Origin of the sequence: Streptomyces sp. NPDC087215, assembly GCF_044744885.1 — a bacterium.
Taxonomy (GTDB): domain Bacteria; phylum Actinomycetota; class Actinomycetes; order Streptomycetales; family Streptomycetaceae; genus Streptomyces.
Genome location: NZ_JBIUZD010000003.1, coordinates 566,322 through 590,602, shown reverse-complemented (window position 1 = coordinate 590,602; position 24,281 = coordinate 566,322). Strand labels below are relative to the sequence as shown.

Below are 24,281 nucleotides of genomic sequence, written 5' to 3'. Positions count from 1 at the left end.
TGCCCCGCACGGCCCCGCCCCGCGCACTCCCGAGCCCGTCCAGCGCGCTCCCCGTCCCGCCCCGCGCGCTCCCGGTCCCGGCGGTCCTGACGGATGGCGTCATGGCACGCCCCCTCTCGTGATTCCTGTCGGCCGCGGACTTCGCGACAGGAATCACCGTGGGGCCGCACCGGAAATCCTGGGGACCCCGCTGAAAAACTGGGGATATCCCAAGCCCTGTGAATAACTTCGCCACCCGCCCGGGGGCTGCCCGGAACGAGGCCGACCGGTTACCGTGAGTGAGGAATCAAGTCCCGGGTGAGCATCGGCCGAAGTAGCGGCCAGCGGTCGAGAGGAAGGAGGAAGACGATGTCCCACCGCGCGAAAACGGCTCCGGACATGCGACGACCCCCGCCGGGGGGGAGAGCGGGGGTCGTCTTTGCCGGGCCGACTCGGGGGGGGAGGAGCCGGACCGGCGTAGCACGGTCGCGAACGATCCGTGACTTCCATGGTGTACCCGAGAGGCTTCTCAGGCAAACCCACGCGCCCCAGCGTACGCCGAATGGCGGGCACCTATGCTCGGGCTTGTGGAAAACCACTCCTTGCCGCGCGCAGCCGCCTTCTTCGACCTGGACAAGACGGTCATTGCGAAGTCCTCGACGCTGACCTTCAGCAAGTCCTTCTACCGTGGCGGACTGATCAGCCGCCGCGCCGCCCTGCGGACGGCGTACATCCAGTTCGTCTTCCTGGCGGGCGGAGCCGATCACGACCAGATGGAGCGGATGCGTGAATATCTTTCCGCGCTCTGCAAAGGCTGGAACGTCGCCCAGGTGAAGGAGCTCGTCGCCGAGACCCTTCACGATCTGATCGACCCGATCATCTACGACGAAGCGGCTTCCCTCATCGAGGAGCACCACGCCGCCGGCCGCGACGTCGTGATCGTCTCGACCTCCGGCGCCGAGGTCGTCGAGCCGATCGGCGAGATGCTCGGGGCCGACCGGGTCGTCGCCACCCGCATGGTGGTGGGCGAGGACGGCTGCTTCACGGGCGAGGTGGAGTACTACGCCTACGGCCCGACGAAGGCCGAGGCCGTCCGGGAACTGGCGGAGTCGGAAGGCTACGACCTCGCGCGCTGCTACGCGTACAGCGATTCGGCGACCGACGTCCCCATGCTGGAGGCCGTCGGCCATCCGTACGCGGTCAATCCCGACCGGGCGCTGCGCCGTGAGGCGGCGGCGCGGGAATGGCCTGTTCTCGTCTTCGAGAAGCCGGTTCGGCTGAAGCAGCGGCTTCCCGCATTCCGGATGCCACCGCGTCCCACGCTCGTCGCCGCCGCCGCGGTGGGTGCGGCGGCCGTGGGCGCCGGACTCGTCTGGTACGCCTCCCGGCGTCGGCAGGCGGCTCTCACATCGGCTCGCGGATGACTTTGCCCGAATTTGAGTGGAGCGGTGGAGAAGTACGGCCACCACTTTCGCTTCCTGCGGGACAGGAGTAGAAAGGAATCAGGCCCGCGAGACCAAGGACATCCGAGAGGATCACCTGTTGAGCATGAAGGCCCCACGGACCTAGCACAGAAACCGAGCACCCACGCGACGTCGACCCGTCGATTACGGGCCAGCCGCACCAGGCAACGGGCAAAGTTCCCGGCCTGATGGGCACATATTCGAGGACGCATGGTAACTGGGCGGACGTGCCAGCGGCGGTACCGGAACGGGTACCGCCGCAACCCTTTTCCGGGCCTGCGGAGAAGCCCGTAAACCGTTCGGTGACCGGGCGTCCGCCACCCGGTTCGGCTCCGGTTCCGCATCCCCCTTCAGGGGCCCCGCGCCCCGACGAACGGGGCCGTGCCGCGTCCGTCAGGCCGCGCCGCGCTGAAGCGCTTCACAGACCGCCGTCGACTCACGGGCTCCCAGCTCGACCGCGCGCCCGCAGTGCGCGACCCAGCCGCCGACGCCCTCCGGGGTCCCCGACAGATATCCCTCGAACGCCGCGCGGTAGGCGTCCGGTCCCTGTTCCGCGTGGCCGACCTCGGCCGGGCAGACCGCCTTGGGGTCGAGGCCGCTGCCGACCAGCGCGATCCGTTCGGCGGCCCGTGCGACCAGGCCGTTGTGGGAGGTGAAGGGGCGCAGGGCGAGCAGTTCGCCGTGCACCACGGCCGCCGTCACCAGGGCCGGGGCTCCGCTGCCCGCGACGATCAGCTCCCCGAGTGCGTCGAGCCGGGCCGCGACCTCGGCGGGCGTCGGCAGCGGGGCGTCGACCAGCGGCTCGTCGGCCCGCTCGCCGTCCAGTCGGGGACGCCCCACCGAGTCGCCCGGCACGCCGACGGCGACCAGATGGAGCCGGGCGAGCACCCGGAGGGGCGACTGGCGCCAGATCGAGAGCAGTTGCCCCGCCTCGGCGCCGAGGCGCAGAGCGGCGCCGACCGTGCGGGCCTCGGGGTCAGCACCGAAGTCGGTGCGGCGGCGGACCTCTTCGAGGGCCCAGTCGGCACCGGACAGGGCGGCCGAGCCGCGCGCCCCGCGCAGAGCCGCCTCGGAGGAGATCTCGTTGCTGCGGCGGCGCATCACACGATGGCCGTAGACCCGGTCGACGGCCTTGCGTACGGAGTCCACCGCGTCGGCGACGCCCGGCAGGGAGCCGAGGGCGGCCAAGGGGTCAGAGGCGTGCGTACTCATAAGTAGGGAGGCTACGCGCCCCGACGGTCCGCCCCACGTTGGAGTGGTCTTCTTCACGCACCCCGACCACGGGCCGCTTCCGTACCGCTACGCTAGGTGAACATGAAGATCGCTTTCGTCGGGAAGGGCGGCAGCGGAAAGACCACGCTGTCCTCGCTCTTCATCCGTCATCTCGCAGCCAACGAAGCCCCGGTCGTCGCCATCGACGCCGACATCAACCAGCACCTCGGCGCCGCGCTCGGCCTGTCCGAGGAGGAGGCCGCCGCGCTGCCCGCGATGGGCGCGCACCTGCCACTGATCAAGGAGTACCTGCGGGGCACCAACCCGCGGATCGCCTCGGCCGACACGATGATCAAGACGACGCCCCCCGGGGAGGGTTCGCGGCTGCTGGGGGTCCACCAGGACAACCCGGTGTACGAGGCGTGCGCGCGGCCGGTCGTGCTGGACGACGGCGAGATCCGTCTGATGGCGACCGGGCCCTTCACCGAGTCGGACCTCGGGGTCGCCTGCTACCACTCGAAGGTCGGCGCGGTCGAGCTCTGCCTCAACCACCTGGTCGACGGTGCCGACGAGTACGTGGTCGTCGACATGACGGCGGGCTCCGACTCCTTCGCGTCCGGGCTCTTCACCCGCTTCGACATGACGTTCCTGGTCGCCGAGCCGACCCGCAAGGGCGTCTCGGTCTACCGCCAGTACAAGCAGTACGCACGGGACTTCGGCGTGGCGCTGAAGGTCGTCGGCAACAAGGTGCAGGGCGAGGACGACATCGACTTCCTGCGCGCGGAGGTCGGTGACGACCTGCTCGTGACGGTCGGGCACTCGGACTGGGTGCGGGCCATGGAGAAGGGCCGACCGGCCCGGTTCGAGCTCCTGGAGGCGGAGAACCGGATGGCGCTCCAGGCCCTCCAGGACGCGGCGGACGACTCGTACGTCCACCGCGACTGGGAGCGCTACACGCGTCAGATGGTCCACTTCCATCTCCGCAACGCGGAGAGCTGGGGCAACGAGAGGACCGGGGCGGACCTGGCGGCGCAGGTCGACCCCGGCTTCGTCCTCGGTGAACCGCTGACCGCCTCCCAGCTCGGCTGACATCCCGGAGCGCCGGGCGGGACAGAGCCGCCCACGGGGCTCCGGGCCGGAGCCCCGTTCCGGAGGCCCGAGTCAGAGCCCGGCCCGGCGCCCGGCCCAGGATCCGTGAGGCCGACCCCGGGCCCCGGCCACCGAAGTCGGCCCGGGGCCCGCGGTCGGCCCCGTGTCACGGCGGGTCAGCGGCCCGATCGGTCAGCGGCTCGGGTCAGCGGCCCGTGCGGTCCGGTCAGTGGCTCGCGGGCTTCGGGGCTCCCGGGGCCGGGACGGTCGCGCCCGCCGGGGCGGCCGGACGGGAGGCGAGGAAGGTCTTCCAGCCGCCCGCCGGGGCCTGACCGACCTTCAGGGTGCGCATCTTGGCGATGACCTCCGGGTCTTGGGCGTCCAGCCAGTCGGCCAGCTGCCGGAAGGACACGCACTTGACGTCCTTCTGCACGCAGACGTTGGCGATGGTCTCCTCGATGGCGCGCATGTAGACGCCGCCGTTCCAGGACTCGAAGTGGTTGCCGATGACGAGCGGCGCGCGGTTGCCCCGGTAGGAGCGCTGGAAGGCCTCCACCAGACCGTCGCGCATCTGGTCGCCCCAGTACTCGCGCTGGGACGGGTCGCCCTGGGTGGTGCCCGGGGACTGGTTGACCATGAAGTTGTAGTCCATGGAGAGCGTCTCGAAGGCGCGGCCGGGGACGGGCACGAGCTGGAGGGAGAGGTCCCACAGGCCCGAGTCCTTCTTGGGCCAGATCTGGTCGTTGACGCCGCTCGTGTCGTAACGGAAGCCCATCTGCGCCCCCGCCTTCACGAAGTTCTTGCGGCCTTCGAGGCAGGGGGTGCGGGCGCCGACGAGTTCCTTGTCGTAGTCGAAGGGCAGCGGCTGCTCGGCGCGCAGTCCGGAGTTGCCCTTCCAGTTCTTGACGAAGGACTTGGCCTGGTTGATCTCGCTCTTCCACTCCTCGACGGACCAGTTGCCGACGCCGCCCTCGGCCCCGCAGAAGTGTCCGTTGAAGTGGGTGCCGATCTCGTTGCCCTCCTGCCACGCGCCGCGCAGCTCGCGGACGGTGGCGCGGATGCCCTCGGTGTCGTTGAAGCCGATGTCGGAGCGGCCGGGGCTGTGCTGCGGCGGGTCGTACAGCTCCTTCTTCGCCTCGGGCAGCAGGTACACGCCGCTGAGGAAGTACGTCATGGTGGCGTCGTACTTCTTGCCCACGGTACGGAAGTGGGAGAAGAGCTTCTGACTGTCCTCGCCCGAGCCGTCCCAGGAGAAGACGACGAACTGCGGCGGGGTCTCGCCCGGCTTGAGGCGGTGCCAGACGGGCTGGTGGGGCTGGGCCCCGGTGTAGGCGGTGGAGCCGTCGCCGATCAGGCGGGGCGCTCCGGGCGCGGCGGCGGGGCCCTTCTTGCCGCCCGCTCCGCCGGGGGCTCCCTTGGCGGCGGCGCCGTCGGAGCCCGAGCACCCGGCGAGACCGCCGATCAGGGCGACGGCGAGGGCACCGGCGGCGAGCGCCTTCCTCTGGGCAGTGGTCCTTCTCCCGGCGGCAGTCATCCGCCCACCTCTCCTCGGTTCCGTGCGAGCCTCCGTGCTGCCGTCCGGCCGCCGTGGGCGGGCTTCGGGGTCGGCGGCGTCAACGTCGCACCACGAGCACCAAAGAGATGAAACGACAAGCGGCAATGCGTTCGTCCTTCACTGGAACAGGTGAATCATTGCCCTGTTTGCCCTGAAAACAGGGCAATGATCTTTACTCTCCATTACGATTCGTTTACCGAGCGTTGATCCTTGTGCCGACGGGGATCTTCGTCGGCGATCCCCCGCCGCACGCCGTGATCCACGGCCGCGAACCACCTGTGCGCCCTGCACGAACCGCGACCGCGCTGCCCCGGAGGAGACCTGACATGCCCCTCACCACCCCGGCCCGCACCACCAACCGACCCCGCGTCCAGCGGCCCCACAGCCCGCCGGGCGGCCCGCGCCGCTTCCGTGTCGCGGGCGCCGACCTCTCCGCCTCCGTCGCCGTCTTCCTGATCGCGCTGCCGCTCTCCCTCGGCATCGCGCTCGCCACCGGGGCACCGCTCCAGTCCGGCCTCGTCGCCGCCGCCGTCGGCGGCCTGGTGGCAGGACGCTTCGGCGGCTCCCCGCTCCAGGTGAGCGGCCCCGCCGCCGGACTCACCGTCGTGACCGCCGAACTGATCCAGCTCTACGGCTGGCGCACCACCTGCGCCATCACGGTCCTCGCCGGGCTCGCCCAGCTCGGCCTCTCCGCCCTCCGCGTGGCCCGCTCCGCGCTCGCCGTCTCGCCCGCGATCGTGCACGGGATGCTCGGCGGCATCGGCGTCACCATCGCCCTCGCCCAGCTGCACATCGTGCTCGGGGGGACCCCTCAGAGCTCCGCCGTGGACAACGTCCTGGGGCTGCCCGCCCAGTTGGCGGACATCCGGCCGGGGGCGCTCCTCATCAGCGCCCTGACCGTCGCCGTGCTCCTCTGCTGGCCCCGGCTGCCGGGCCGCACCGGGCGCTTCTCCCGCAAGGTCCCGGCGGCGCTCATCTCGGTGGCCGGGGCGACGGCGGTGGCGGCGTTCGCCGGGCTCGCCGTCCCCCGGGTGGACCTGCCGTCCTGGAGCAGCCACGCGCTGCCCGGCCTGCCCGAGGGCCCGGTCCTCGGCATCCTGGCCGGAGTGCTCACGATCACCCTGGTCACCAGCGTGCAGTCGCTGCTCTCGGCCGTCGCCGTCGACAAGCTCGTCGCCGCCCGCGACAACCACAGCAACCACAGCAACCACAGCAACCACAGCAACCACAGCAACAGCGTCCCGCGCTCCCGCCTCGACCGTGAACTCGCCGGTCAGGGCGCGGCCAACGTGGTCTCGGGGGCGCTCGGCGGACTGCCCGTCGCGGGGGTCGCCGTCCGCAGCGTCGCCAATGTGTCGGCGGGCGCGGTGTCCCGCGCCTCCACGATGCTGCACGGCCTGTGGATCGTGCTGGCGGCGCTGCTGCTGGTGCCGGTGCTCGATCTGATCCCGCTGCCCGCGCTCGCCGCGCTCGTGATGGTGGTCGGCATCCAGATGGTCAGCATCACCCACATCCGTACCGTCACCCGGCACCGTGAGGTCGTCGTCTACGCGGTGACGCTGACCGGGGTCGCGCTGATCGGCCTCCTGGAGGGCGTCGCCCTCGGGATCGGCGTGGCAGTGGCGGTCGCGCTGCACCGGCTGGCCCGGACCAGGATCGCTCTGGAGGAGCGGGACGGGCGGCAGCTGCTGCGCGTCCGGGGCCAGTTGACGTTCCTCGCGGTGCCCCGGCTGAGCCGGGCCCTGCACCAGCTGCCGGCCGGTTCGGACGTGGTGGTCGAGCTGGACGGCTCGTTCATGGACCACGCCGCCTACGAGACGCTGAGCGACTGGACCGCCGGGCACCTCGCCCACGGCGGCACGGTCGAGACGACCGGCCCGTCCGGGGTCCGGATCGCCGAGCCCGGCGCGTCGACGGCCACCGCCCAGACCTGCTGCCGCCCGTGGACCCCGTGGCACAACCACCAGTGCGAGGAGCCCCCGGAGGCGCCGGGGAAGGAGTCCGGATCTCCGGCGCCGGACGGCTTCCGGAGTTCGACGGGGCTCCAGCTCGCCCGTGGCATCGGGAAGTTCCAGCGGAACACGGCCCCGTTCGTCCGGGACGAGCTGGCACGGCTCGCCCGGGAGGGCCAGCGGCCCTCTCAGCTCTTCCTGACCTGCGCCGACTCCCGGCTCGTCACCAGCATGATCACATCGAGCGGCCCCGGTGACCTGTTCACCGTGCGCAACGTCGGGAACCTCGTGCCCCGGCCCGGCGAGGAGAGCGGGGACGACTCGGTGGCGGCGGCGATCGAGTACGCGGTGGACGTGCTGGGAGTCGACTCGATCACCGTCTGCGGCCACTCCGGCTGCGGCGCGATGCAGGCCCTGCTGGGCGGCGGTCCCGACCAGCCGACGAGCCCGCTGCGCCGCTGGCTGCGGCACGGGCGGCCCAGTCTGGAGCGGATGGCGAGCCGTCGGCACGCCTGGGCCAGGATCGCGGGGCGGCTGCCCGCCGACGCGGTCGAGCAGCTCTGTCTGACCAACGTGGTGCAGCAGCTGGAGCACCTGCGGGAGTACGAGCCGGTGGCGCGGCGCCTCGCCGAGGGCACGCTGACGCTGCACGGGGTGTACTTCCACGTCGGGGAGGCGCAGGCGTACCTGCTCTCCGAGCCCGACGAGCCGCACGGTTACGACGACGTCTTCACCCGGGTCATGCCGACCGGCCCCCGGGAGAGGGTCCGCGCGTCCTGAACCCCGCGCTCCTCCCGTCCGTGAGACTGTGTGGCCCCTTTTCCCACCGCTCGGGAAGAGGGGCCACCACCCACCCGCCGGTTCATAGGTCTAAACCAATTTCCTGGATGCTCTTGTCACCCGGGCATCTGACTGATGAGCTATGACGCGGGACACATACGCACAGAGGACGCCCTGGGAAAGGGAGATGTCGTGAGCAACGAAAGCCTGGCCAATCTGCTTCGGGAAGAGCGACGGTTTTCGCCGCCCGCCGAGCTGGCCGCGCACGCCAACGTGACGGCGGAGGCGTACGAGCAGGCCAAGGCGGACAGGCTGGGCTTCTGGGCCGAGCAGGCCAAGCGCCTGACCTGGGCCACCGAGCCGACCGAGACCCTCGACTGGTCGAACCCGCCGTTCGCGAAGTGGTTCGCGGACGGCGAGCTGAACGTCGCGTACAACTGCGTCGACCGGCACGTCGAGGCCGGACACGGCGACCGCGTCGCCATCCACTTCGAAGGGGAGCCGGGCGACAGCCGTTCGATCACCTACGCCGAGCTGAAGGACGAGGTCTCCCGGGCCGCCAACGCCCTGACCGAGCTGGGCGTCCGCAAGGGCGACCGGGTCGCCGTCTATCTGCCGATGATCCCCGAGGCGGCCGTCACGATGCTGGCCTGCGCCCGCCTCGGCGCCGCCCACTCGGTGGTCTTCGGCGGCTTCTCGGCGGACGCCGTGGCCTCCCGCATCCAGGACGCCGACGCCAAACTGGTCGTCACCGCCGACGGCGGCTACCGCCGGGGCAAGCCGAGCGCCCTGAAGCCGGCCATCGACGAGGCCGTCGCCAAGTGTCCGCAGGTCGAGCACGTCCTGGTGGTCCGCCGCACGGGCCAGGAGACCGCGTTCACCGAGGGCCGCGACGTGTGGTGGGACGAGATCGTCGCCCGCCAGTCGACCGAGCACGCCCCCGAGGCCTTCCCGGCGGAGCACCCGCTCTTCATCCTCTACACCTCGGGCACCACCGGGAAGCCGAAGGGCATCCTGCACACCTCCGGCGGCTATCTGACGCAGGCCTCGTACACCCACCACGCGGTCTTCGACCTCAAGCCGGAGACCGACGTCTACTGGTGCACCGCCGACATCGGCTGGGTCACCGGCCACTCGTACATCGTCTACGGCCCGCTGGCCAACGGCGCGACTCAGGTCATGTACGAGGGCACCCCGGACACCCCGCACCAGGGGCGGTTCTGGGAGATCGTGCAGAAGTACGGCGTCACGATCCTCTACACGGCGCCCACCGCGATCCGCACGTTCATGAAGTGGGGCGACGACATCCCCGCCAAGTTCGACCTGTCGAGCCTGCGGGTCCTCGGCTCGGTCGGCGAGCCGATCAACCCCGAGGCCTGGGTCTGGTACCGCGAGCACATCGGCGCGGGGAAGACCCCGATCGTGGACACCTGGTGGCAGACCGAGACCGGCGCGATGATGATCTCGCCGCTGCCGGGCGTCACCGAGACCAAGCCGGGCTCCGCCCAGCGGGCACTGCCGGGCATCTCCGCCACCGTCGTCGACGACGAGGCCAACGAGGTTCCGAACGGCGGCGGCGGCTACCTGGTCCTCACCGAGCCGTGGCCGTCGATGCTCCGCACCATCTGGGGCGACGACCAGCGCTACATCGACACCTACTGGTCCCGTTTCGAGGGCAAGTACTTCGCCGGTGACGGTGCCAAGAAGGACGACGACGGCGACATCTGGCTGCTCGGCCGGGTCGACGACGTCATGCTGGTCTCCGGCCACAACATCTCGACCACCGAGGTCGAGTCGGCCCTGGTCTCGCACCCGTCCGTCGCCGAGGCGGCCGTCGTCGGCGCCGCCGACGAGACCACCGGGCAGGCGATCGTCGCCTTCGTCATCCTGCGCGGTACGGCCAGCGAGGACGAGAGCCTCGTCGACGACCTGCGCAACCACGTGGGCGCGACCCTCGGTCCGATCGCCAAGCCGAAGCGCGTCCTGCCGGTCGCGGAGCTGCCGAAGACCCGCTCGGGCAAGATCATGCGCCGTCTGCTGCGCGACGTGGCGGAGAACCGGGAGCTGGGCGACGTCACCACGCTGACCGACTCCTCGGTCATGTCGCTGATCCAGACCCAGCTGCCGGCCGCCTCCAGCGAGGACTGAGCCCGGCCCGTACGACGAGGACGCCCGCCCCGGACCGCTCGGGGCGGGCGTTCCCCGTTTCCGCGCCCCCGTGGAGACGGGCCGTACGGCCGTCGCCCTCGCGGAGACGGCCGTACATCCACGGGCGTACATCCGTGGCGGGGCCGACGCCCCGGCGGGACGAAAGGGACAAAATTCCCTAGAGTTGATCCCGCCGGACGCAGCCCACGCTCCTTAGGTAAGGTAAAGACCGCGTCAGAGACGCGACAAGAAAACCAAGGTGCGCCGGGAAGTCTGGTCGGCATGTGCTCAGTCCTGCCCACCGACCGGAGGTTTTCCCCGTGGCCGCGCCCACCCCCACCGACCGAGACGACCGCGACACCCGCACCGGCGGCGACCGCAAGTTCCTCGGCCGCCTCCCCCTCCCCGAGCGCCGCTACCTCGCCGACGCCCTGCGCACCGAGACCGTCGGCGGCGTCCTGCTCCTCCTCGCCGCCGTCACCGCCCTCGTCTGGGCCAACAGCCCGCTGCGCGACAGCTACCGCTCCCTCAGCGACTTCCACCTCGGGCCCGCCGCCCTCGGCCTCGACCTGTCGATCCAGCACTGGGCCGCCGACGGCCTCCTCGCGGTCTTCTTCTTCGTCGCGGGCATCGAACTGAAACGCGAACTCGTCGCGGGCGAGCTGCGCGACCCCAAGGCCGCCGCCCTCCCCGTCGTCGCCGCCCTCTGCGGCATGGCGGCCCCCGCCCTCGTCTACGTCCTGGTCAACACCCTCGGCAACGGCTCCCTGGCCGGCTGGGCCGTCCCCACCGCCACCGACATCGCCTTCGCGCTCGCCGTCCTCGCGGTGATCGGCACCTCCCTGCCGTCCGCGCTGCGCGCCTTCCTGCTGACCCTCGCCGTCGTCGACGACCTCTTCGCGATCCTGATCATCGCGGTCTTCTTCACCGGCGACCTGAACTTCGCGGCCCTCGGCGGCGCCTTCGCCGGACTGCTCCTGTTCTGGCTGCTGCTGCGCAAGGGCGTCCGCGGCTGGTACGTGTACGTGCCGCTGGCCCTGGTCGTCTGGGGCCTGATGTACAACAGCGGCGTCCACGCCACCATCGCCGGTGTCGCCATGGGCCTGATGCTCCGCTGCACCACCCGCGAGGGCGAGGAGCACTCCCCCGGCGAGCACATCGAGCACCTGGTCCGCCCGCTGTCCGCCGGGCTCGCCGTCCCGCTGTTCGCCCTCTTCTCCGCCGGGGTGAGCGTCACCGGCGGCGCCCTGCGGGACGTGTTCACCCAGCCGGTCACCCTCGGCGTCCTGCTGGGTCTCGTCGTCGGCAAGGCCCTCGGCATCTTCGGCGGCACCTGGCTCGCCGCCCGCTTCACCCGCGCGGAACTCAACCCCGACCTGAGCTGGCCGGACGTCTTCGCCGTCGCCACCCTCGCCGGGATCGGCTTCACCGTCTCGCTGCTCATCGGCGAACTCGCCTTCGAGGGCGACGCCGTCCTCACCGACGAGGTGAAGGCATCCGTCCTCATCGGCTCGCTGATCGCCGCCGTCCTCGCCTCCGTCCTGCTGAAACTGCGGGTGCGGAAGTACCAGGCGCTCGTCACCGACGAGGAGCGCGACGAGGACCAGGACGGCATCCCCGACATCTACGAGGAGGACAATCCGGAGTACCACCTCCGGATGGCCGCCATCTACGAGAAGAAGGCCGCCGATCACCGCGAGCGCGCCCGACTGGCGGGGGCACCGCGCGACGGGGCCGACCGTCCGGCATGATCTGAGTCGGACCGTAGAGAAGAAGAGGGAGCAGCGATGAGCGACCCGATCGACGGAGCCGAGCGCAGCCTCGGTCAGCTGGTCGCCTCGGCGACCACCGAGATGTCGGCCCTGGTGCACGACGAGATCGCCCTGGCCAAGGCCGAGATCCGACAGGACGTCAAGCGCGGCGGCATGGGGGCGATCCTGGGCGTCGGCGCCCTGGTCGTCCTGCTGTTCTCGCTGCCGATGCTGAGTTTCGCGCTGGCGTACGCCATCAACACCTGGACCGGTGGGCACAACGGGAACGGGGGCTGGAACCTGGTCTGGTGCTTCCTGCTGTCCTTCGCGTTCAACGTACTGCTCGCGGTGCTGCTGGGCCTGGTCGCGGTCGCCAAGTTCAAGAAGGTCAAGCCGCCGGAGAAGTCCATCGCCTCGGCCAAGCAGACGGCCGCCGTGCTCTCCACCGTCAAGCCGCACCCCCGTCCCGAGCCGGGGACGGCGCTGGACAGGACGCTGGACAAGGCCTCCTCTGTGGCACGCTCGTCCGTATGACCCTTTCCGAGAGCGGCAACGGCGGGCCGGTACGGCTCGACGGGCCCTGGACCCATCGTGACGTGGCCGCCAACGGCGCCCGCTTCCACATCGCCGAGATGGGCGACGGCCCGCTGGTGCTGCTCCTGCACGGCTTCCCGCAGTTCTGGTGGACCTGGCGGCACCAGCTGCCGGTGCTCGCCGAGGCGGGTTTCCGGGCGGTCGCCATGGATCTGCGCGGGGTCGGCGGCAGCGACCGCACCCCCCGGGGTTACGACCCCGCCAATCTGGCCCTCGACGTCACCGGGGTGATCCGCTCGCTGGGCGAGCCGGACGCCGCGCTCGTCGGGCACGATCTGGGCGGCTATCTCGCGTGGACGGCGGCCGTGATGCGGCCGAAGCTGGTGCGCAGGCTCGCGGTCTCCTCGATGCCGCACCCGCGCCGCTGGCGCTCGGCGATGCTCTCCGACTTCGCGCAGTCGCGGGCGGGCTCGCACGTCTGGGGCTTCCAGCGGCCGTGGCTGCCGGAGCGTCAGCTCGTCGCGGACGACGCGGCCCTGGTGGGCGAGCTGCTCCAGGACTGGTCGGGTCCCCGGTACGGGGTGGACCAGGAGACGGCCGACACGTACCGGCGGGCGATGCTGGTCCCGTCCACGGCGCACTGCTCGATCGAGCCGTACCGCTGGATGGTGCGGTCCCTGGCCCGGCCGGACGGCATCCAGTTCAACCGGCGCATGAAGCGGCCGGTACGGGTGCCGACGCTGCATCTGCACGGCTCCCAGGACCCGGTGATGCGGACCAGGAGCGCGGCGGGCTCGGGCGAGTACGTGGAGGCGCCGTACCGCTGGCGGCTGTTCGACGGGCTCGGGCACTTCCCGCACGAGGAGGACCCGGCGGCCTTCTCGGCGGAGCTGGTCAACTGGCTGAAGGACCCCGAGCCGGACCGCTGACGGCCCCTCTCCTCCCTGCGGGCCGTACGGACTTGCGTCGAACGGCCATGTGCCCCGCGCATACTCCGATTGGAGTGCCCCGAAGTGGTTACCGACCTTGGGGCACGGGCAGACGTCGAAGTATGGGCTGGACGCACGACTACGGTGACACAACAGCACGCAACCGCCGCTCGGCCTCCGGGCCGGGTCCCCGTGAGGGGGGCGGCCCGCCGGACCAGGGCCGCGCGCACACCGCGCGGGGGGTGGAGTTCTCCCGGATCCTCCGCCGCCGGGCCCGCTGGGTCTCGGCCCGCCTCCGGCATCCGCGCGACACGGCCTGACGCCCCCGGGCCCGCCCCTGAGGGGGTGGGCCCCTACGGGTCCTACAGGCCCTACAGGGCGCAACCCTGGGTGTCGACCTGCTGGGCGGCGGTCCTGCCGCGCTCGATGTCCTCGCGGATCTCGTCGACCGTCAGGGCGTAGCCGGTGTTCGGGTCGTCGAGGGAGCGGGCGAAGATCACACCGGACACCTTGCCGTCCTCGGTGAGGAGCGGGCCGCCGGAGTTGCCCTGACGGACCGTCGTGTACAGCGAGTAGACGTCCCTGCGCACGTCTCCCCGGCGGTAGATGTCGGGTCCGTCGGCGTCGATACGGCCCCGTACGCGCGCGGAGCGCACGTCGTACGAGCCGTTCTCGGGGAATCCGGCGACGATCGCGCTGTCGCCGCTGTGGGCGTCCTCGCCGGTGAAGGCCAGCGGGGCGGCCTTCAGGTCGGGCACGTCCAGGACGGCGATGTCGCGCTGCCAGTCGTAGAGGACGACCTTGGCGTCGTAGAGCCTGCCCTCGCCGCCTATCTGGACGGTGGGCTCGTCGACGCCACCGACGACGTGCGCGTTGGTCATGATGCGGCGGTCGGCGAAGACGAAGCCGGTGCCTTCGAGGACCTTGCCGCAGCTCTGCGCGGTTCCGACGACCTTCACGATCGAGCGCTGGGCGCGGGCCGCGACGGGACTGTCGGCGAGTGCCGGGTCGGGCGGGGTGACCGGGGTGATGGGTTCGTTGGCGAAGGGGCTGAAGACCGGGGGGAAGCCGCTGCGGGCCAGGGTGGAGCTGAAGTCGCCGAACCACCGGGACGCCTGGGAGGGCATCACCTGTTCGACGCCGAGCAGCACCTTGGACTGGCGCACCTCCTTGCCGACGGTGGGCATCGAGGTGCGGGCGAGGGCGGAGCCGATCAGCCAGGCCACCAGGAGCATCGCGACCACGTTGACCAGCGCGCCGCCCGTGGCGTCGAGGGCGCGCGCGGGTGACCAGGTGATGTGCCGGCGCAGTCGGCTGCCGAGGTGGGTGGTGAAGGCCTGGCCGACGGAGGCGCAGACGATGACGACCATCACGAAGACGACGGTCGTCGTGGTGGAGACCTCGCTGCTGTCGGTGAGCTTGTCCCAGAGCATCGGGAGCAGCAGGACGGCGACGAGACCGCCGCCGAGGAAGCCGATCACCGACAGGATGCCGACGACGAATCCCTGGCGGTAGCCGATGACCGCGAACCACACGGCGGCGAGCAGCAGCAGGATGTCCAGCACGTTCACCGTCAAATGCCTCGCAGATTCGTTTCCGGTCGCCGGAGGGGCAGCCTGTTCGCCGGGAGGGCGGGCGCCGGGTGGTCGGCCCGCGCGCGGGGTTCAGCCTGTCATGACCGCCAGTCGAGCGGGACCTGCTTGGCGTGGTCCCAGGGTCGCTCCCAGCCGGAGAAGTGGAGCAGCCGGTCGATCACCCCGGCGGTGAATCCCCAGACCAGGGCGGACGCGACCAGGAACGCGGGGCCCCGGTGGCCGCTCGGGTGGATCGCGGTGGCGCGGTTCGCGGGGTCCGTGAGATCCGCCACGGGGACGGTGAAGACGCGGGCGGTCTCGCCGGGGTCGACGGCGTCGACCGGGCTGGGGGTGCGCCACCAGCCGAGGACGGGGGTGACGACGAAGCCGCTGACCGGGATGTAGAGCCGGGGCAGGACGCCGAAGAGCTGGACGCCCTCCGGGTCGAGGCCGGTCTCCTCCCGGGCTTCGCGGAGGGCGGCGCGCAGGAGTCCGCCGTCGGCCGGGGGGCCGTCCTCGGGGTCGAGGGCGCCGCCGGGGAAGGAGGGCTGTCCGGCGTGCGAGCGGAGGCTGCCCGACCGTTCCATGAGGAGCAGTTCGGGGCCGCGCTCGCCCTCGCCGAAGAGGACGAGGACGGCGGACTGGCGGCCCGCTCCGCTGGCGGGCGGCAGGAAGCGGCTCAGTTGCTCGGGCCGGACCGTGCGGGCGGCCCGGTCGACGGGTCCGAGCCAGCCGGGCAGCCCGTCCCGGCTGAGCAGCCCGTCGCTGCCCGGCCCGTGGATCTGTTCGTCAGTGCGCGTCATAGGCACCCCCGTGGTTCACAACGCGGTCGATGTACGGGTTCGTTCCCCGGCTCCGTGCTCCGGCGCGGGCCGCCGGCGGGCGGGCTCAGTCGCGCGCGCCCAGCGGGGGTGCCGGGCGGCCGGGGTAGTCCGGGGGCGGGTTGAGCCGCTGGCCGGGGAAGCCGCCCTTCTCGTACTTGAGCAGCTTCTTCGCCTTCTCCGGGTCGGTCTCGCCCTCTCCGTACGAGGGACAGAGGTGGGTGATGGGGCAGGCGCCGCAGGCGGGCTTGCGGGCGTGGCAGATACGGCGGCCGTGGAAGATCACCCGGTGCGAGAGCATGGTCCACTCGCTCTTCGGGAAGAGGGTGGCGACCTCGGCCTCGATCTTCACGGGGTCGTCGGAGGCGGTCCACCGCCAGCGCCGGGCGAGCCGCATGAAGTGGGTGTCGACGGTGATGCCGGGGACGCCGAAGGCGTTGCCGAGGACGACGAACGCGGTCTTGCGGCCGACGCCCGGCAGGGTGACGAGGTCGTCGAGGCGGCCGGGGACCTCGCCGCCGAAGTCGTCGCGGAGGGCGGCCGAGAGGCCCATGATCGACTTGGTCTTGGCGCGGAAGAAGCCGGTGGGGCGGATCAGCTCCTCGACCTCTTCGGGGACGGCGGCGGCCAGGTCCTCGGGGGTCGGGTACGCGGCGAAGAGGGCCGGGGTGGTCTGGTTGACCCGCAGATCGGTGGTCTGGGCGGAGAGGACCGTGGCGACGAGCAGCTCGAAGGGGTTGCGGAAGTCCAGCTCGGGATGGGCGTACGGGTAGACCTCGGCGAGCTCGCGGTTGATCCGGCGGGCCCGGCGGACCATGGCGATCCGCGACTCGGGCGCGGCCTTGGCGGTCGCGGGCGGGGAGGAGGCCGGGGGCTCGGTGGCGGTGGCCTTGGCCTTGGCTTTGGTGACGGCCTTCTTCGCGGGTCCGGCGGGGGTGGCCTTGGCCGCCTTGGCCTTGGTTTCGGCCGTCGCGGTCCTGGCCGTCTCGGCCGACGTCGCTCCGGCCGTCCTGGCCGTCCTGGCCGTCGCCGTCCTGACCCTCGTCGGCTTCTTCGCGGGCGGGGAGGCCGTGGCCTCGGAGGAGGCGGCTCCGGAAGCCGTGGCCTTCCTCGGAGCGGGGGAGGCCGACGACTTCTTCGCGGTCCCGGCGGCGGCCGTGGCCTTCTTCGGGGCCGTGGTCCTGGTGGCCCCGCCCTTCGGCGTACCGCCCTTCGACGTCCCGGTCTTCGGCGCCGTCGTCCCGCGTTCCGGCGCGACCGACTTCCTTTTCACGGCTTTTGCCCGTTTCGACACACCGTGTTCGCCCACGGCGGAATTACCTTCGGCCGACACTCTTTCAGCCCCCTTGGCCTGCGCTCTCACCGGCGAGTTGGACACCCGGCCAGCCTAGGCGCCGCCGCCGACATCCGTCCCGGGCGTGGCCGATCAGCCCCCAATCGGGCCCCTGACGTACGGAAGAGCGACTCGGTGGGTCAAACTTGTTGTGATTGATCGCACTGTTTTGTACGTCCGGCATCATGGGACCCAGGTCCCTGAGCAGGTCGACAGTATGGAGAGAACTCGTGGACGACGTTCTGCGGCGCGCCCCGCTCTTCGCGGCGCTCGATGACGAGCAGGCTGCTGAGCTGCGCGCCTCGATGGGTGAGGCGACCCTCGCCCGAGGTGACGCGCTCTTCCACGAGGGCGACCCGGGTGACCGCCTGTACGTGGTGACCGAGGGCAAGGTGAAGCTGCACCGCACCTCCCCCGACGGCCGCGAGAACATGCTGGCCGTCCTCGGCCCCGGTGAGCTCATCGGCGAGCTGTCCCTCTTCGACCCGGGCCCGCGCACCGCGACCGCGACCGCGCTGACCGAGGTCAAGCTGCTCGGTCTGGGCCACGGCGACCTCCAGCCCTGGCTGAACGCGCGCCCCGAGGTGGCCACCGCCCTGCTGCGCGCGGTCGCCCGCCGACTGCGCAAGACCAACGACCAGATGTCCGACCTGGTCTTCTCCGACGTCCCCGGCCGGGTCGCCCGCGCGCTCCTCGACCTGTCGCGCCGCTTCGGCGTGCAGTCGGAGGAGGGCATCCACGTCGTGCACGACCTCACCCAGGAGGAGCTGGCCCAGCTGGTCGGCGCCTCCCGCGAGACGGTCAACAAGGCGCTCGCCGACTTCGCCCAGCGCGGCTGGCTGCGCCTGGAGGCCCGCGCGGTGATCCTGCTCGACGTGGAGCGCCTCGCGAAGCGCTCGCGGTAGTCGCTCCCGTACGCGAAGAGGCCGCCCCGGTCCGTCAGGATCCGGGGCGGCCTCTTCGCGTGCCGGGCGGGCGTGGTCAGCGCTTCGAACCGTCCACGATCACCGGGGTGGAGGAGCCGTTGCCGCAGGGCAGGGCGTAGACCGCGTTCTTCCCGGCCGCTTCCTTGAACGCGTCGATGCACTGGTTCATCAGGACCTTGTCCGTCAGCGAGTCGTTCAGGATCCGGTTGGCGCGGGCGATGCCCTCCGCCTCGATCCGGCGCCGGTCGGACTCGGCCTTCGCGGTCCGGGCGGCCTCGGTGGCCCGCTCGGTGGCCTGCTGCTGCTGGATCTTGCGGTCGATCTGGCCCTGGAGGGCCTCCGAGGGCTTCACGTTGCGCAGGTTCACCGTGGTGACGACGATCCCGCGCGGGGCCAGCCGCTCCTCGACCAGGGCGGCGATCTCCGCGTTGATCTTCTCGCGGTCGGAGGCGTACCCCTGCTCGCTCGAATAGCGGGCGAAGACGTTCCGGACGATCTCACGGCTGTCCGGGAAGACGAGCCGCTGCTGGATGGCGTCCTCGCTGCCCGCGAGCTTGTACAGCTCCACGGCCTTGGACGGGACGACGGCCCACTTCACCGTCACCTCCGCGTACATGACACCGCCCTGCGAGGAGCGGACCTCGACCACGTCCTTGTCGGAGAGGTTGAGGTCGACCGGGCGGGTCGAGAAGGTCGTGACCTCGGTGAAGGGCGACTTCACGTGCATTCCCGAGGTCATCGGCGAACCGACCTTGCCGAAGGCGACCGGGACACCCACCTCGTACGCGCTGATCACGTACGTCATGCTCGTGACCAGCGAGAGGAGACCGGCGACCGCCGCGCCGATCGCGCCGAGGCGCAGCCCCTTCGAGTCGTTGGAGCGGGCGACGAAGTAGAGCACCACTGCGGCTATGAGCAGCAGGATGGCGACGACGAACACGGGCGTTCCCCCCGAAATCTGACAACAGAAGTAAGCGGAGCGTAAAGCACGGGTCAAGGAGACCGAAGGGCCGGGTCCCACCTCGGGACAGGATCGTGACGCGCACGGACCCCGGAACCGGGCGAACGACCCGTACCCGCCCATGAAGGGCAGGGATCGCCCCGCCGCCCGGCTCAGCTCCCGCCGTGCTCCCGCAGGTACTCCAGCTGCGCCCGTACCGACAGCTCCGCCGCGGGCCACAGCGAACGGTCCACGTCCGCGTACACCCGGGCCACGACCTCCGCCGACGTCCGGCAGCCGGCCGCGACCGCCGCCTCCACCTGCGCGAGCCGGGCCGCCCGGTGCGCCAGATAGAACTCCAGCGCCCCCTGCGCGTCCTCCAGGACCGGGCCGTGCCCCGGCAGGACCGTGCGCACCCCGTCGTCGACCGTCAGCGACCGCAGCCGCCGCAGCGAGTCCAGGTACTCCCCGAGCCGCCCGTCCGGGTGCGCCACCATCGTCGTCCCGCGCCCCAGGACCGTGTCCCCCGTCAGCACCGCCCCGTCGGCCGGCAGGTGGAAGGAGAGCGAGTCCGAGGTGTGCCCGGGGGTCGCGACCACCCGCAGCTCCAGACCGCCGACCGTCACCACCTCCCCCGCGCCGAGGCCCTCGTCGCCGAGCCGCAGCGCCGGGTCCAGGGCCCGTACGGGCGTCCGCGTCAGCTCCGCGAACCGGCCCGCGCCCTCCGCGTGGTCCGGGTGCCCGTGGGTCAGCAGGGTGAGCGCGACCCGCTTGCCGAGGCGCTCGGCGGTCGCCACCACCCCGCTCAGATGCCCCTCGTCCAGCGGACCGGGATCGACGACCACGGCGAGGTCCGAACCGGGCTCGGACAGCAGCCAGGTGTTGGTGCCGTCCAGGGTCATCGCCGACGGGTTCGGCGCGAGGACGTTCACGGCGCGGGCGGTCGCGGGCCCGGAGGCCACCACTCCGCGCGGCTGCCCCGGCAGCGCCGCCGCGTCGCTCACCGCGCACCCCCCAGCGGGACGACCTTGGTGAACTCCTCGTGTCCAGGCCAGCTCAGGACCAGCTCGTCGCCCTCCAGGCGCGCCCGCGCGAGCACCGGTGCCAGGTCCCGCTCCCCGGCGGCGGCCAGCGCCTCCGCCGCCGTGCCGTACGGCTCCAGGGTCCTCAGGGTAGAGATCGTCGGCGGCATCATCGTCAGTTCGCCCCGGTCGTACCCGGCGGCGGCCTCCGCGGGGCGGGTCCACACCGTGCGGTCGGCCTCCGTGGAGGCGTTGCGGGTGCGCTGTCCGGCGGGCAGCGCGGCCACGAAGAACCAGGTGTCGTACCGGCGCTGCTCGAACTCCGGCGTGATCCACCGCGCCCACGCGCCCAGCAGGTCCGAGCGCAGCACCAGCCCCCGCCGGTCCAGGAAGTCCGCGAAGGACAGCTCCCGGGCGACCAGCGCCTCCCGGTCCCGCTCCCAGTCCGCGCCGGTCGTGTCGCCGACGACGCCGTCGGCGGTCTCCCCGGCGAGCAGGACGCCCGCCTCCTCGTACGTCTCGCGCACGGCCGCGCACACCACGGCCTGCGCCCGCGCGGGACCGTCCAGACCGAGCCGTGCGGCCCAGGTCTCCAGATCGGGGCCCGCCCAGCGCACCGGCTGCTCGTCACGCGGGTCGACACCGCCGCCGGGGTAGGCGTACGCGCCCCCCGCGAAGGCCATGGAGGTCCGGCGGCGCAACATGTGGACCTCGGGTCCCGCGTGCGCGTCCCGCAGGAGCATGACGGTGGCGGCGGGCCGGGCGTCCACCGGGACCAGATCGCCGGCGGTGAGGGCCCGGATGCGGTCGGGCCACTCGGCCGGGTACCACTGGCCGTCGGACCGCCGCCCGGACCGCTCGGCCCGCTGCTGGTCCGGGTGCTCCGGCCGCTCCGGGCCCTGCTCCGGGCCCTGCTCCGGCCCCTGCTCCGACTGCTGCGGCTGACCATTCGTCGACATGGCCGGATGCTATGCGCCGGGCCGCGAATGCACGAGGGCCGGTTCCCCGTGACGGAGAACCGGCCCTGAGCGCGTGCTGGTGGGGGTCAGCCCTCGACCAGCTCCACCTGGACCTCGACCTCGACGGGCGCGTCGAGCGGCAGTACGGCCACGCCAACGGCGCTGCGCGCGTGCACGCCCTTCTCGCCGAGGACCGCGCCGAGCAGCTCGCTGGCGCCGTTGACGACACCCGGCTGTCCGGTGAAGTCGGGGGCGGAGGCGACGAAGCCGACGACCTTGACGACCCGCTTGATCCGGTCCAGGTCACCGGCGACCGACTTCACGGCCGCGAGCGCGTTCAGCGCGCAGGTGGCCGCGAGCTGCTTGGCCTCCTCGGCGGTGACCTCGGCGCCGACCTTGCCGGTCAGCTGGAGCTCGCCGCCCACCATCGGGAGCTGACCCGAGGTGTAGACGTACGCGCCGGAGCGCACGGCCGGCTGGTACGCGGCCAGCGGCGGCACGACCTCCGGCAGGGTCAGGCCGAGCTCGGCGAGCTTCGCCTCGACGGCCCCGCTCACGACTTGGCCCGCTTCAGGTAGGCCACGAGCTGCTCGGGGTTCGGCCCGGGAACGACCTGGACGAGCTCCCAGCCGTCCTCGCCCCAGGTGTCCAGAATCTGCTTGGTCGCGTGCACCAGAAGCGGCACCGTGACGTACTCCCACTTGGTCATGGAGCCGACTGTATCCGCTGCCGCGGACCTGTCCCGCCGGGACCGCCCCTCAGCGGCCCCCTAGGTGACTTCTCCGGGGCGGTCTCCTGATTGGGCGCCGTCGCCAGTGGTTAGGCTCGACAACGTGAGCAGGCTCCAGGTCGTCAGCGGCAAGGGCGGTACCGGTAAGACGACGGTCGCCGCCGCCCTCGCCCTCGCCCTCGCGACGGAGGGGAAGCGGACCCTCCTCGTCGAGGTCGAAGGCAGACAGGGCATCGCACAGCTCTTCGAGACGGAGGCCCTTCCGTACGAGGAGCGCAAGATCGCCGTCGCGCCGGGCGGCGGCGAGGTGTACGCGCTGGCGATCGACGCCGAGCGCGCGCTCCTCGACTACCTCCAGATGTTCTACAAGCTGGGCGGGGCGGGGCGGGCCCTGAAGAAGCTCGGCGCGATCGACTTCGCGACGACGATAGCGCCGGGCGTCCGGGACGTCCTGCTGACCGGCAAGGCCTGCGAGGCGGTCCGCAGACGCGAGAAGCACGGCGGCCACACCTACGACCACGTGGTCATGGACGCGCCTCCGACGGGCCGCATCACCCGCTTCCTCAATGTGAACGACGAGGTGGCGGGCCTGGCCAGGATCGGTCCGATACACAACCAGGCGCAGGCCGTGATGCGGGTCCTCAAGTCCCCGGAGACGGCGGTCCATCTGGTGACCCTGCTGGAGGAGATGCCGGTCCAGGAGACCGCGGACGGCGTCGCGGAGCTGCGGGGCGCCGAACTGCCGGTGGGCCGGGTCGTGGTGAACATGGTCCGGCCGCACGTCCTGGACGCCGCCGCGCTGCGGGCCGCCTCCGGCGGACACCGGGACGCGGTCGCGCGGACGCTGGTGGCCGCCGGGGTGCCCGGGGGCGCGAAGCTGGTCGATCCGCTGCTCGCCGAGGCGGCGGAGCACGCGCGGCGGGTGGAGCTGGAGCGGGCCCAGCGCGAGGCCCTCGACGGCATCGGCGTACCGACGTACGAGCTGCCCTTCCTGGGGGACGGGGCGGACATCGCGGGTCTCTACCGGCTCGCGAAGGAACTGCGGAGGCAAGGGGTGGGCGCGTGACGCAGGCGCAGAAGTCCTCGGTGGGGGGCGGTCTCGACGCGGCTCCCGTCCTGGAGCTCGATCCGCTGCTCGACGACCGGGGGACCCGCATCATCGTCTGCTGCGGTTCGGGCGGCGTCGGGAAGACGACCACGGCGGCGGCGCTCGGTGTGCGGGCGGCGGAGCGCGGGCGGCGGGTGGTGGTCCTCACCATCGATCCGGCCCGTCGTCTCGCCCAGTCGATGGGCATCGACTCCCTGGACAACACCCCGCGCCGGGTTGAGGGCGTCAAGGGTCCGGACGGCGGCGAACTGCACGCGATGATGCTGGACATGAAGCGGACCTTCGACGAGATCGTCGAGGCGCACGCGGAGCCCGAGCGGGCGCGGGCGATCCTGGAGAACCCCTTCTACCAGTCCCTGTCGGCCGGGTTCGCCGGTACGCAGGAGTACATGGCGATGGAGAAGCTGGGCCAGCTCCGGGCCCGTGACGAGTGGGACCTGATCGTGGTGGACACTCCGCCGTCGCGGTCCGCCCTCGACTTCCTGGACGCGCCGAAGCGGCTGGGTTCCTTCCTCGACGGGAAGTTCATCAAGCTCCTGATGGCACCGGCGAAGGTGGGCGGCCGGGCCGGGATGAAGTTCCTCAACGTGGGCATGTCGATGATGACGGGGACGCTGGGAAAACTGCTGGGGGGTCAGTTCCTCAAGGACGTGCAGACGTTCGTCGCCGCGATGGACACCATGTTCGGCGGGTTCAGGACCCGCGCGGACGCCACGTACCGGCTGCTCCAGGCACCGGGCACGGCCTTCCTCGTGGTGGCCACGCCGGAGCGGGACGCGCTGCGCGAGGCCGCGTACTTCGTGGAACGGCTGGCAGCCGAGCGGATGCCGCTGGCCGGACTGGTCCTCAACCGGGTGCACGGCAGCGGCGCCGCCGGACTCTCGGCCGAGCGGGCACGGGCCGCGGCGGAAAATCTTGAGGACGGACGCATGGTGGATCAGATGGCCGGGAAGAATCGTCGGAGTGGCTCCCCGGCCACCGACCCCGAGCCTTCCGAGATCGCCACCGCCGCCGCCCTTTCCGTATCCGAGGCTGCCCCCACAGCCGACCCGGCACAGGAAACAGACGCGCACGACCCGGCCACCGAAGCGGACGCGGACGTGACCGTGGGAACCGACGTGACCGCCCCCCCGGACCCCGGCACGGACCCACCCGTGGACGCGGACACCGGCGCGGACATACACACGCGTGCGGAATCCGGTGCCGACCCGCGCACGGCCGCGGAGACCGAAGCGGACGTACGACAGCTCACCGCGGGACTGCTGCGGCTACATGCCGAGCGGATGCGGGTGCTCGCGCGCGAGCGGCGCACACGCGACCGCTTCACCGCGCTCCACCCCGAGGTGGCGGTGACCGAGGTGGCCGCCCTGCCCGGCGATGTGCACGACCTCACCGGACTGCGAGCCATCGGTGACCGTCTCACAGCCGTGCGGACGGGCTCGGCCTGAGCGATCGACGGGCCCCGCACCTCCGCAC

General features: G+C 71.8%; 21 protein-coding genes. 11 read left to right on the top strand and 10 right to left on the bottom strand.

Annotation, left to right across the window (positions count from 1 at the left end; translation table 11 throughout):
- The first annotated feature begins 554 nt into the window (after positions 1 to 554).
- A complete protein-coding gene (locus ACIO92_RS12185; protein ID WP_351785931.1) occupies positions 555 to 1,403 on the top strand; it encodes an HAD-IB family hydrolase in 849 nt (282 codons plus the stop codon).
- 432 nt (positions 1,404 to 1,835) lie between these two features.
- On the opposite strand, the gene ACIO92_RS12180 is transcribed toward ACIO92_RS12185, so the two are convergent.
- Positions 1,836 to 2,654 carry an oxidoreductase gene (locus tag ACIO92_RS12180; RefSeq protein ID WP_366442026.1) on the bottom strand — a complete coding sequence of 273 codons (819 nt, stop codon included), beginning with the start codon at positions 2,652 to 2,654 and terminating at the stop codon, positions 1,836 to 1,838.
- 102 nt (positions 2,655 to 2,756) lie between these two features.
- Here ACIO92_RS12180 and ACIO92_RS12175 point away from each other — a divergent pair, with 102 nt between their 5' ends.
- Positions 2,757 to 3,743: an ATP-binding protein gene (locus ACIO92_RS12175; RefSeq protein WP_366442025.1), complete on the top strand. Its 987-nt coding sequence runs from the start codon at positions 2,757 to 2,759 to the stop codon at positions 3,741 to 3,743.
- A 226-nt stretch (positions 3,744 to 3,969) separates the two neighbouring features.
- Here ACIO92_RS12175 and ACIO92_RS12170 read toward each other — a convergent pair whose 3' ends face one another.
- The gene (locus ACIO92_RS12170; protein ID WP_402279919.1) at positions 3,970 to 5,277 is read right to left on the bottom strand and encodes a hypothetical protein; all 1,308 of its coding nucleotides are present in this window, start codon (positions 5,275 to 5,277) and stop codon (positions 3,970 to 3,972) included.
- A gap of 347 nt (positions 5,278 to 5,624) precedes the next feature.
- Between ACIO92_RS12170 and ACIO92_RS12165 the strand changes: the two genes are divergently transcribed.
- The 6 genes from ACIO92_RS12165 (at position 5,625) to ACIO92_RS12140 (ending at position 13,712) form a co-directional block, all read left to right on the top strand.
- The gene (locus ACIO92_RS12165) at positions 5,625 to 8,030 is read left to right on the top strand and encodes a SulP family inorganic anion transporter (RefSeq protein WP_402279921.1); all 2,406 of its coding nucleotides are present in this window, start codon (positions 5,625 to 5,627) and stop codon (positions 8,028 to 8,030) included.
- 192 nt (positions 8,031 to 8,222) lie between these two features.
- Positions 8,223 to 10,178 carry an acetate--CoA ligase gene (gene acs / locus ACIO92_RS12160; protein WP_366442022.1) on the top strand — a complete coding sequence of 652 codons (1,956 nt, stop codon included), beginning with the start codon at positions 8,223 to 8,225 and terminating at the stop codon, positions 10,176 to 10,178.
- A gap of 320 nt (positions 10,179 to 10,498) precedes the next feature.
- The gene (gene nhaA, locus ACIO92_RS12155) at positions 10,499 to 11,929 is read left to right on the top strand and encodes a Na+/H+ antiporter NhaA (protein ID WP_366442021.1); all 1,431 of its coding nucleotides are present in this window, start codon (positions 10,499 to 10,501) and stop codon (positions 11,927 to 11,929) included.
- A 36-nt stretch (positions 11,930 to 11,965) separates the two neighbouring features.
- Positions 11,966 to 12,463, top strand: a complete 498-nt coding sequence (locus tag ACIO92_RS12150) for a phage holin family protein (RefSeq protein ID WP_366442020.1) — start codon at positions 11,966 to 11,968, stop codon at positions 12,461 to 12,463.
- The gene (locus tag ACIO92_RS12145; RefSeq protein WP_366442019.1) at positions 12,460 to 13,392 is read left to right on the top strand and encodes an alpha/beta hydrolase; all 933 of its coding nucleotides are present in this window, start codon (positions 12,460 to 12,462) and stop codon (positions 13,390 to 13,392) included. Before ACIO92_RS12150 ends, ACIO92_RS12145 begins: the two co-directional genes overlap by 4 nt.
- 122 nt (positions 13,393 to 13,514) lie before the next feature.
- Positions 13,515 to 13,712 (top strand): hypothetical protein, encoded by a 198-nt coding sequence (locus ACIO92_RS12140; RefSeq protein WP_351785951.1) that lies wholly within the window; start codon positions 13,515 to 13,517, stop codon positions 13,710 to 13,712.
- A 51-nt stretch (positions 13,713 to 13,763) separates the two neighbouring features.
- Here the strand turns inward: ACIO92_RS12140 and ACIO92_RS12135 are convergent, their stop codons facing one another.
- From ACIO92_RS12135 to nth, 3 genes are all read right to left on the bottom strand, one after another.
- Positions 13,764 to 14,963 carry a MarP family serine protease gene (locus tag ACIO92_RS12135; RefSeq protein ID WP_366442018.1) on the bottom strand — a complete coding sequence of 400 codons (1,200 nt, stop codon included), beginning with the start codon at positions 14,961 to 14,963 and terminating at the stop codon, positions 13,764 to 13,766.
- Between the two features lie 101 nt (positions 14,964 to 15,064).
- Positions 15,065 to 15,769: a CoA pyrophosphatase gene (locus tag ACIO92_RS12130; protein WP_366442017.1), complete on the bottom strand. Its 705-nt coding sequence runs from the start codon at positions 15,767 to 15,769 to the stop codon at positions 15,065 to 15,067.
- Positions 15,770 to 15,854: 85 nt separating this feature from the next.
- On the bottom strand, positions 15,855 to 17,060 hold the full coding sequence (nth, locus tag ACIO92_RS12125) for an endonuclease III (protein WP_402279926.1): 1,206 nt from the start codon (positions 17,058 to 17,060) through the stop codon (positions 15,855 to 15,857).
- A gap of 290 nt (positions 17,061 to 17,350) precedes the next feature.
- On the opposite strand from nth, the gene ACIO92_RS12120 reads away from it, so the two are divergent.
- Entirely contained in the window at positions 17,351 to 18,025 is a 675-nt protein-coding gene (locus tag ACIO92_RS12120; RefSeq protein ID WP_351785964.1) for a Crp/Fnr family transcriptional regulator, read from the top strand.
- Between the two features lie 76 nt (positions 18,026 to 18,101).
- On the opposite strand, the gene ACIO92_RS12115 is transcribed toward ACIO92_RS12120, so the two are convergent.
- The 5 genes from ACIO92_RS12115 to ACIO92_RS12095 form a co-directional block, all read right to left on the bottom strand.
- Positions 18,102 to 18,986, bottom strand: a complete 885-nt coding sequence (locus ACIO92_RS12115; RefSeq protein WP_366442015.1) for a prohibitin family protein — start codon at positions 18,984 to 18,986, stop codon at positions 18,102 to 18,104.
- Positions 18,987 to 19,159: 173 nt separating this feature from the next.
- The gene (locus tag ACIO92_RS12110) at positions 19,160 to 19,990 is read right to left on the bottom strand and encodes an MBL fold metallo-hydrolase (RefSeq protein ID WP_402054614.1); all 831 of its coding nucleotides are present in this window, start codon (positions 19,988 to 19,990) and stop codon (positions 19,160 to 19,162) included.
- On the bottom strand, positions 19,987 to 20,967 hold the full coding sequence (locus tag ACIO92_RS12105; RefSeq protein ID WP_402279930.1) for an NUDIX hydrolase: 981 nt from the start codon (positions 20,965 to 20,967) through the stop codon (positions 19,987 to 19,989). The genes ACIO92_RS12110 and ACIO92_RS12105 overlap by 4 nt, the downstream gene beginning before the upstream one ends.
- A gap of 86 nt (positions 20,968 to 21,053) precedes the next feature.
- The gene (locus ACIO92_RS12100; RefSeq protein WP_366442012.1) at positions 21,054 to 21,524 is read right to left on the bottom strand and encodes a RidA family protein; all 471 of its coding nucleotides are present in this window, start codon (positions 21,522 to 21,524) and stop codon (positions 21,054 to 21,056) included.
- Entirely contained in the window at positions 21,521 to 21,676 is a 156-nt protein-coding gene (locus ACIO92_RS12095; protein ID WP_351785977.1) for a hypothetical protein, read from the bottom strand. Before ACIO92_RS12095 ends, ACIO92_RS12100 begins: the two co-directional genes overlap by 4 nt.
- A 124-nt stretch (positions 21,677 to 21,800) precedes the next feature.
- Between ACIO92_RS12095 and ACIO92_RS12090 the strand changes: the two genes are divergently transcribed.
- Both ACIO92_RS12090 and ACIO92_RS12085 read left to right on the top strand, forming a co-directional pair.
- A complete protein-coding gene (locus ACIO92_RS12090) occupies positions 21,801 to 22,763 on the top strand; it encodes an ArsA-related P-loop ATPase (RefSeq protein WP_351785980.1) in 963 nt (320 codons plus the stop codon).
- Entirely contained in the window at positions 22,760 to 24,253 is a 1,494-nt protein-coding gene (locus tag ACIO92_RS12085; protein WP_366442011.1) for an ArsA-related P-loop ATPase, read from the top strand. Before ACIO92_RS12090 ends, ACIO92_RS12085 begins: the two co-directional genes overlap by 4 nt.
- Positions 24,254 to 24,281 lie beyond the last annotated feature (28 nt).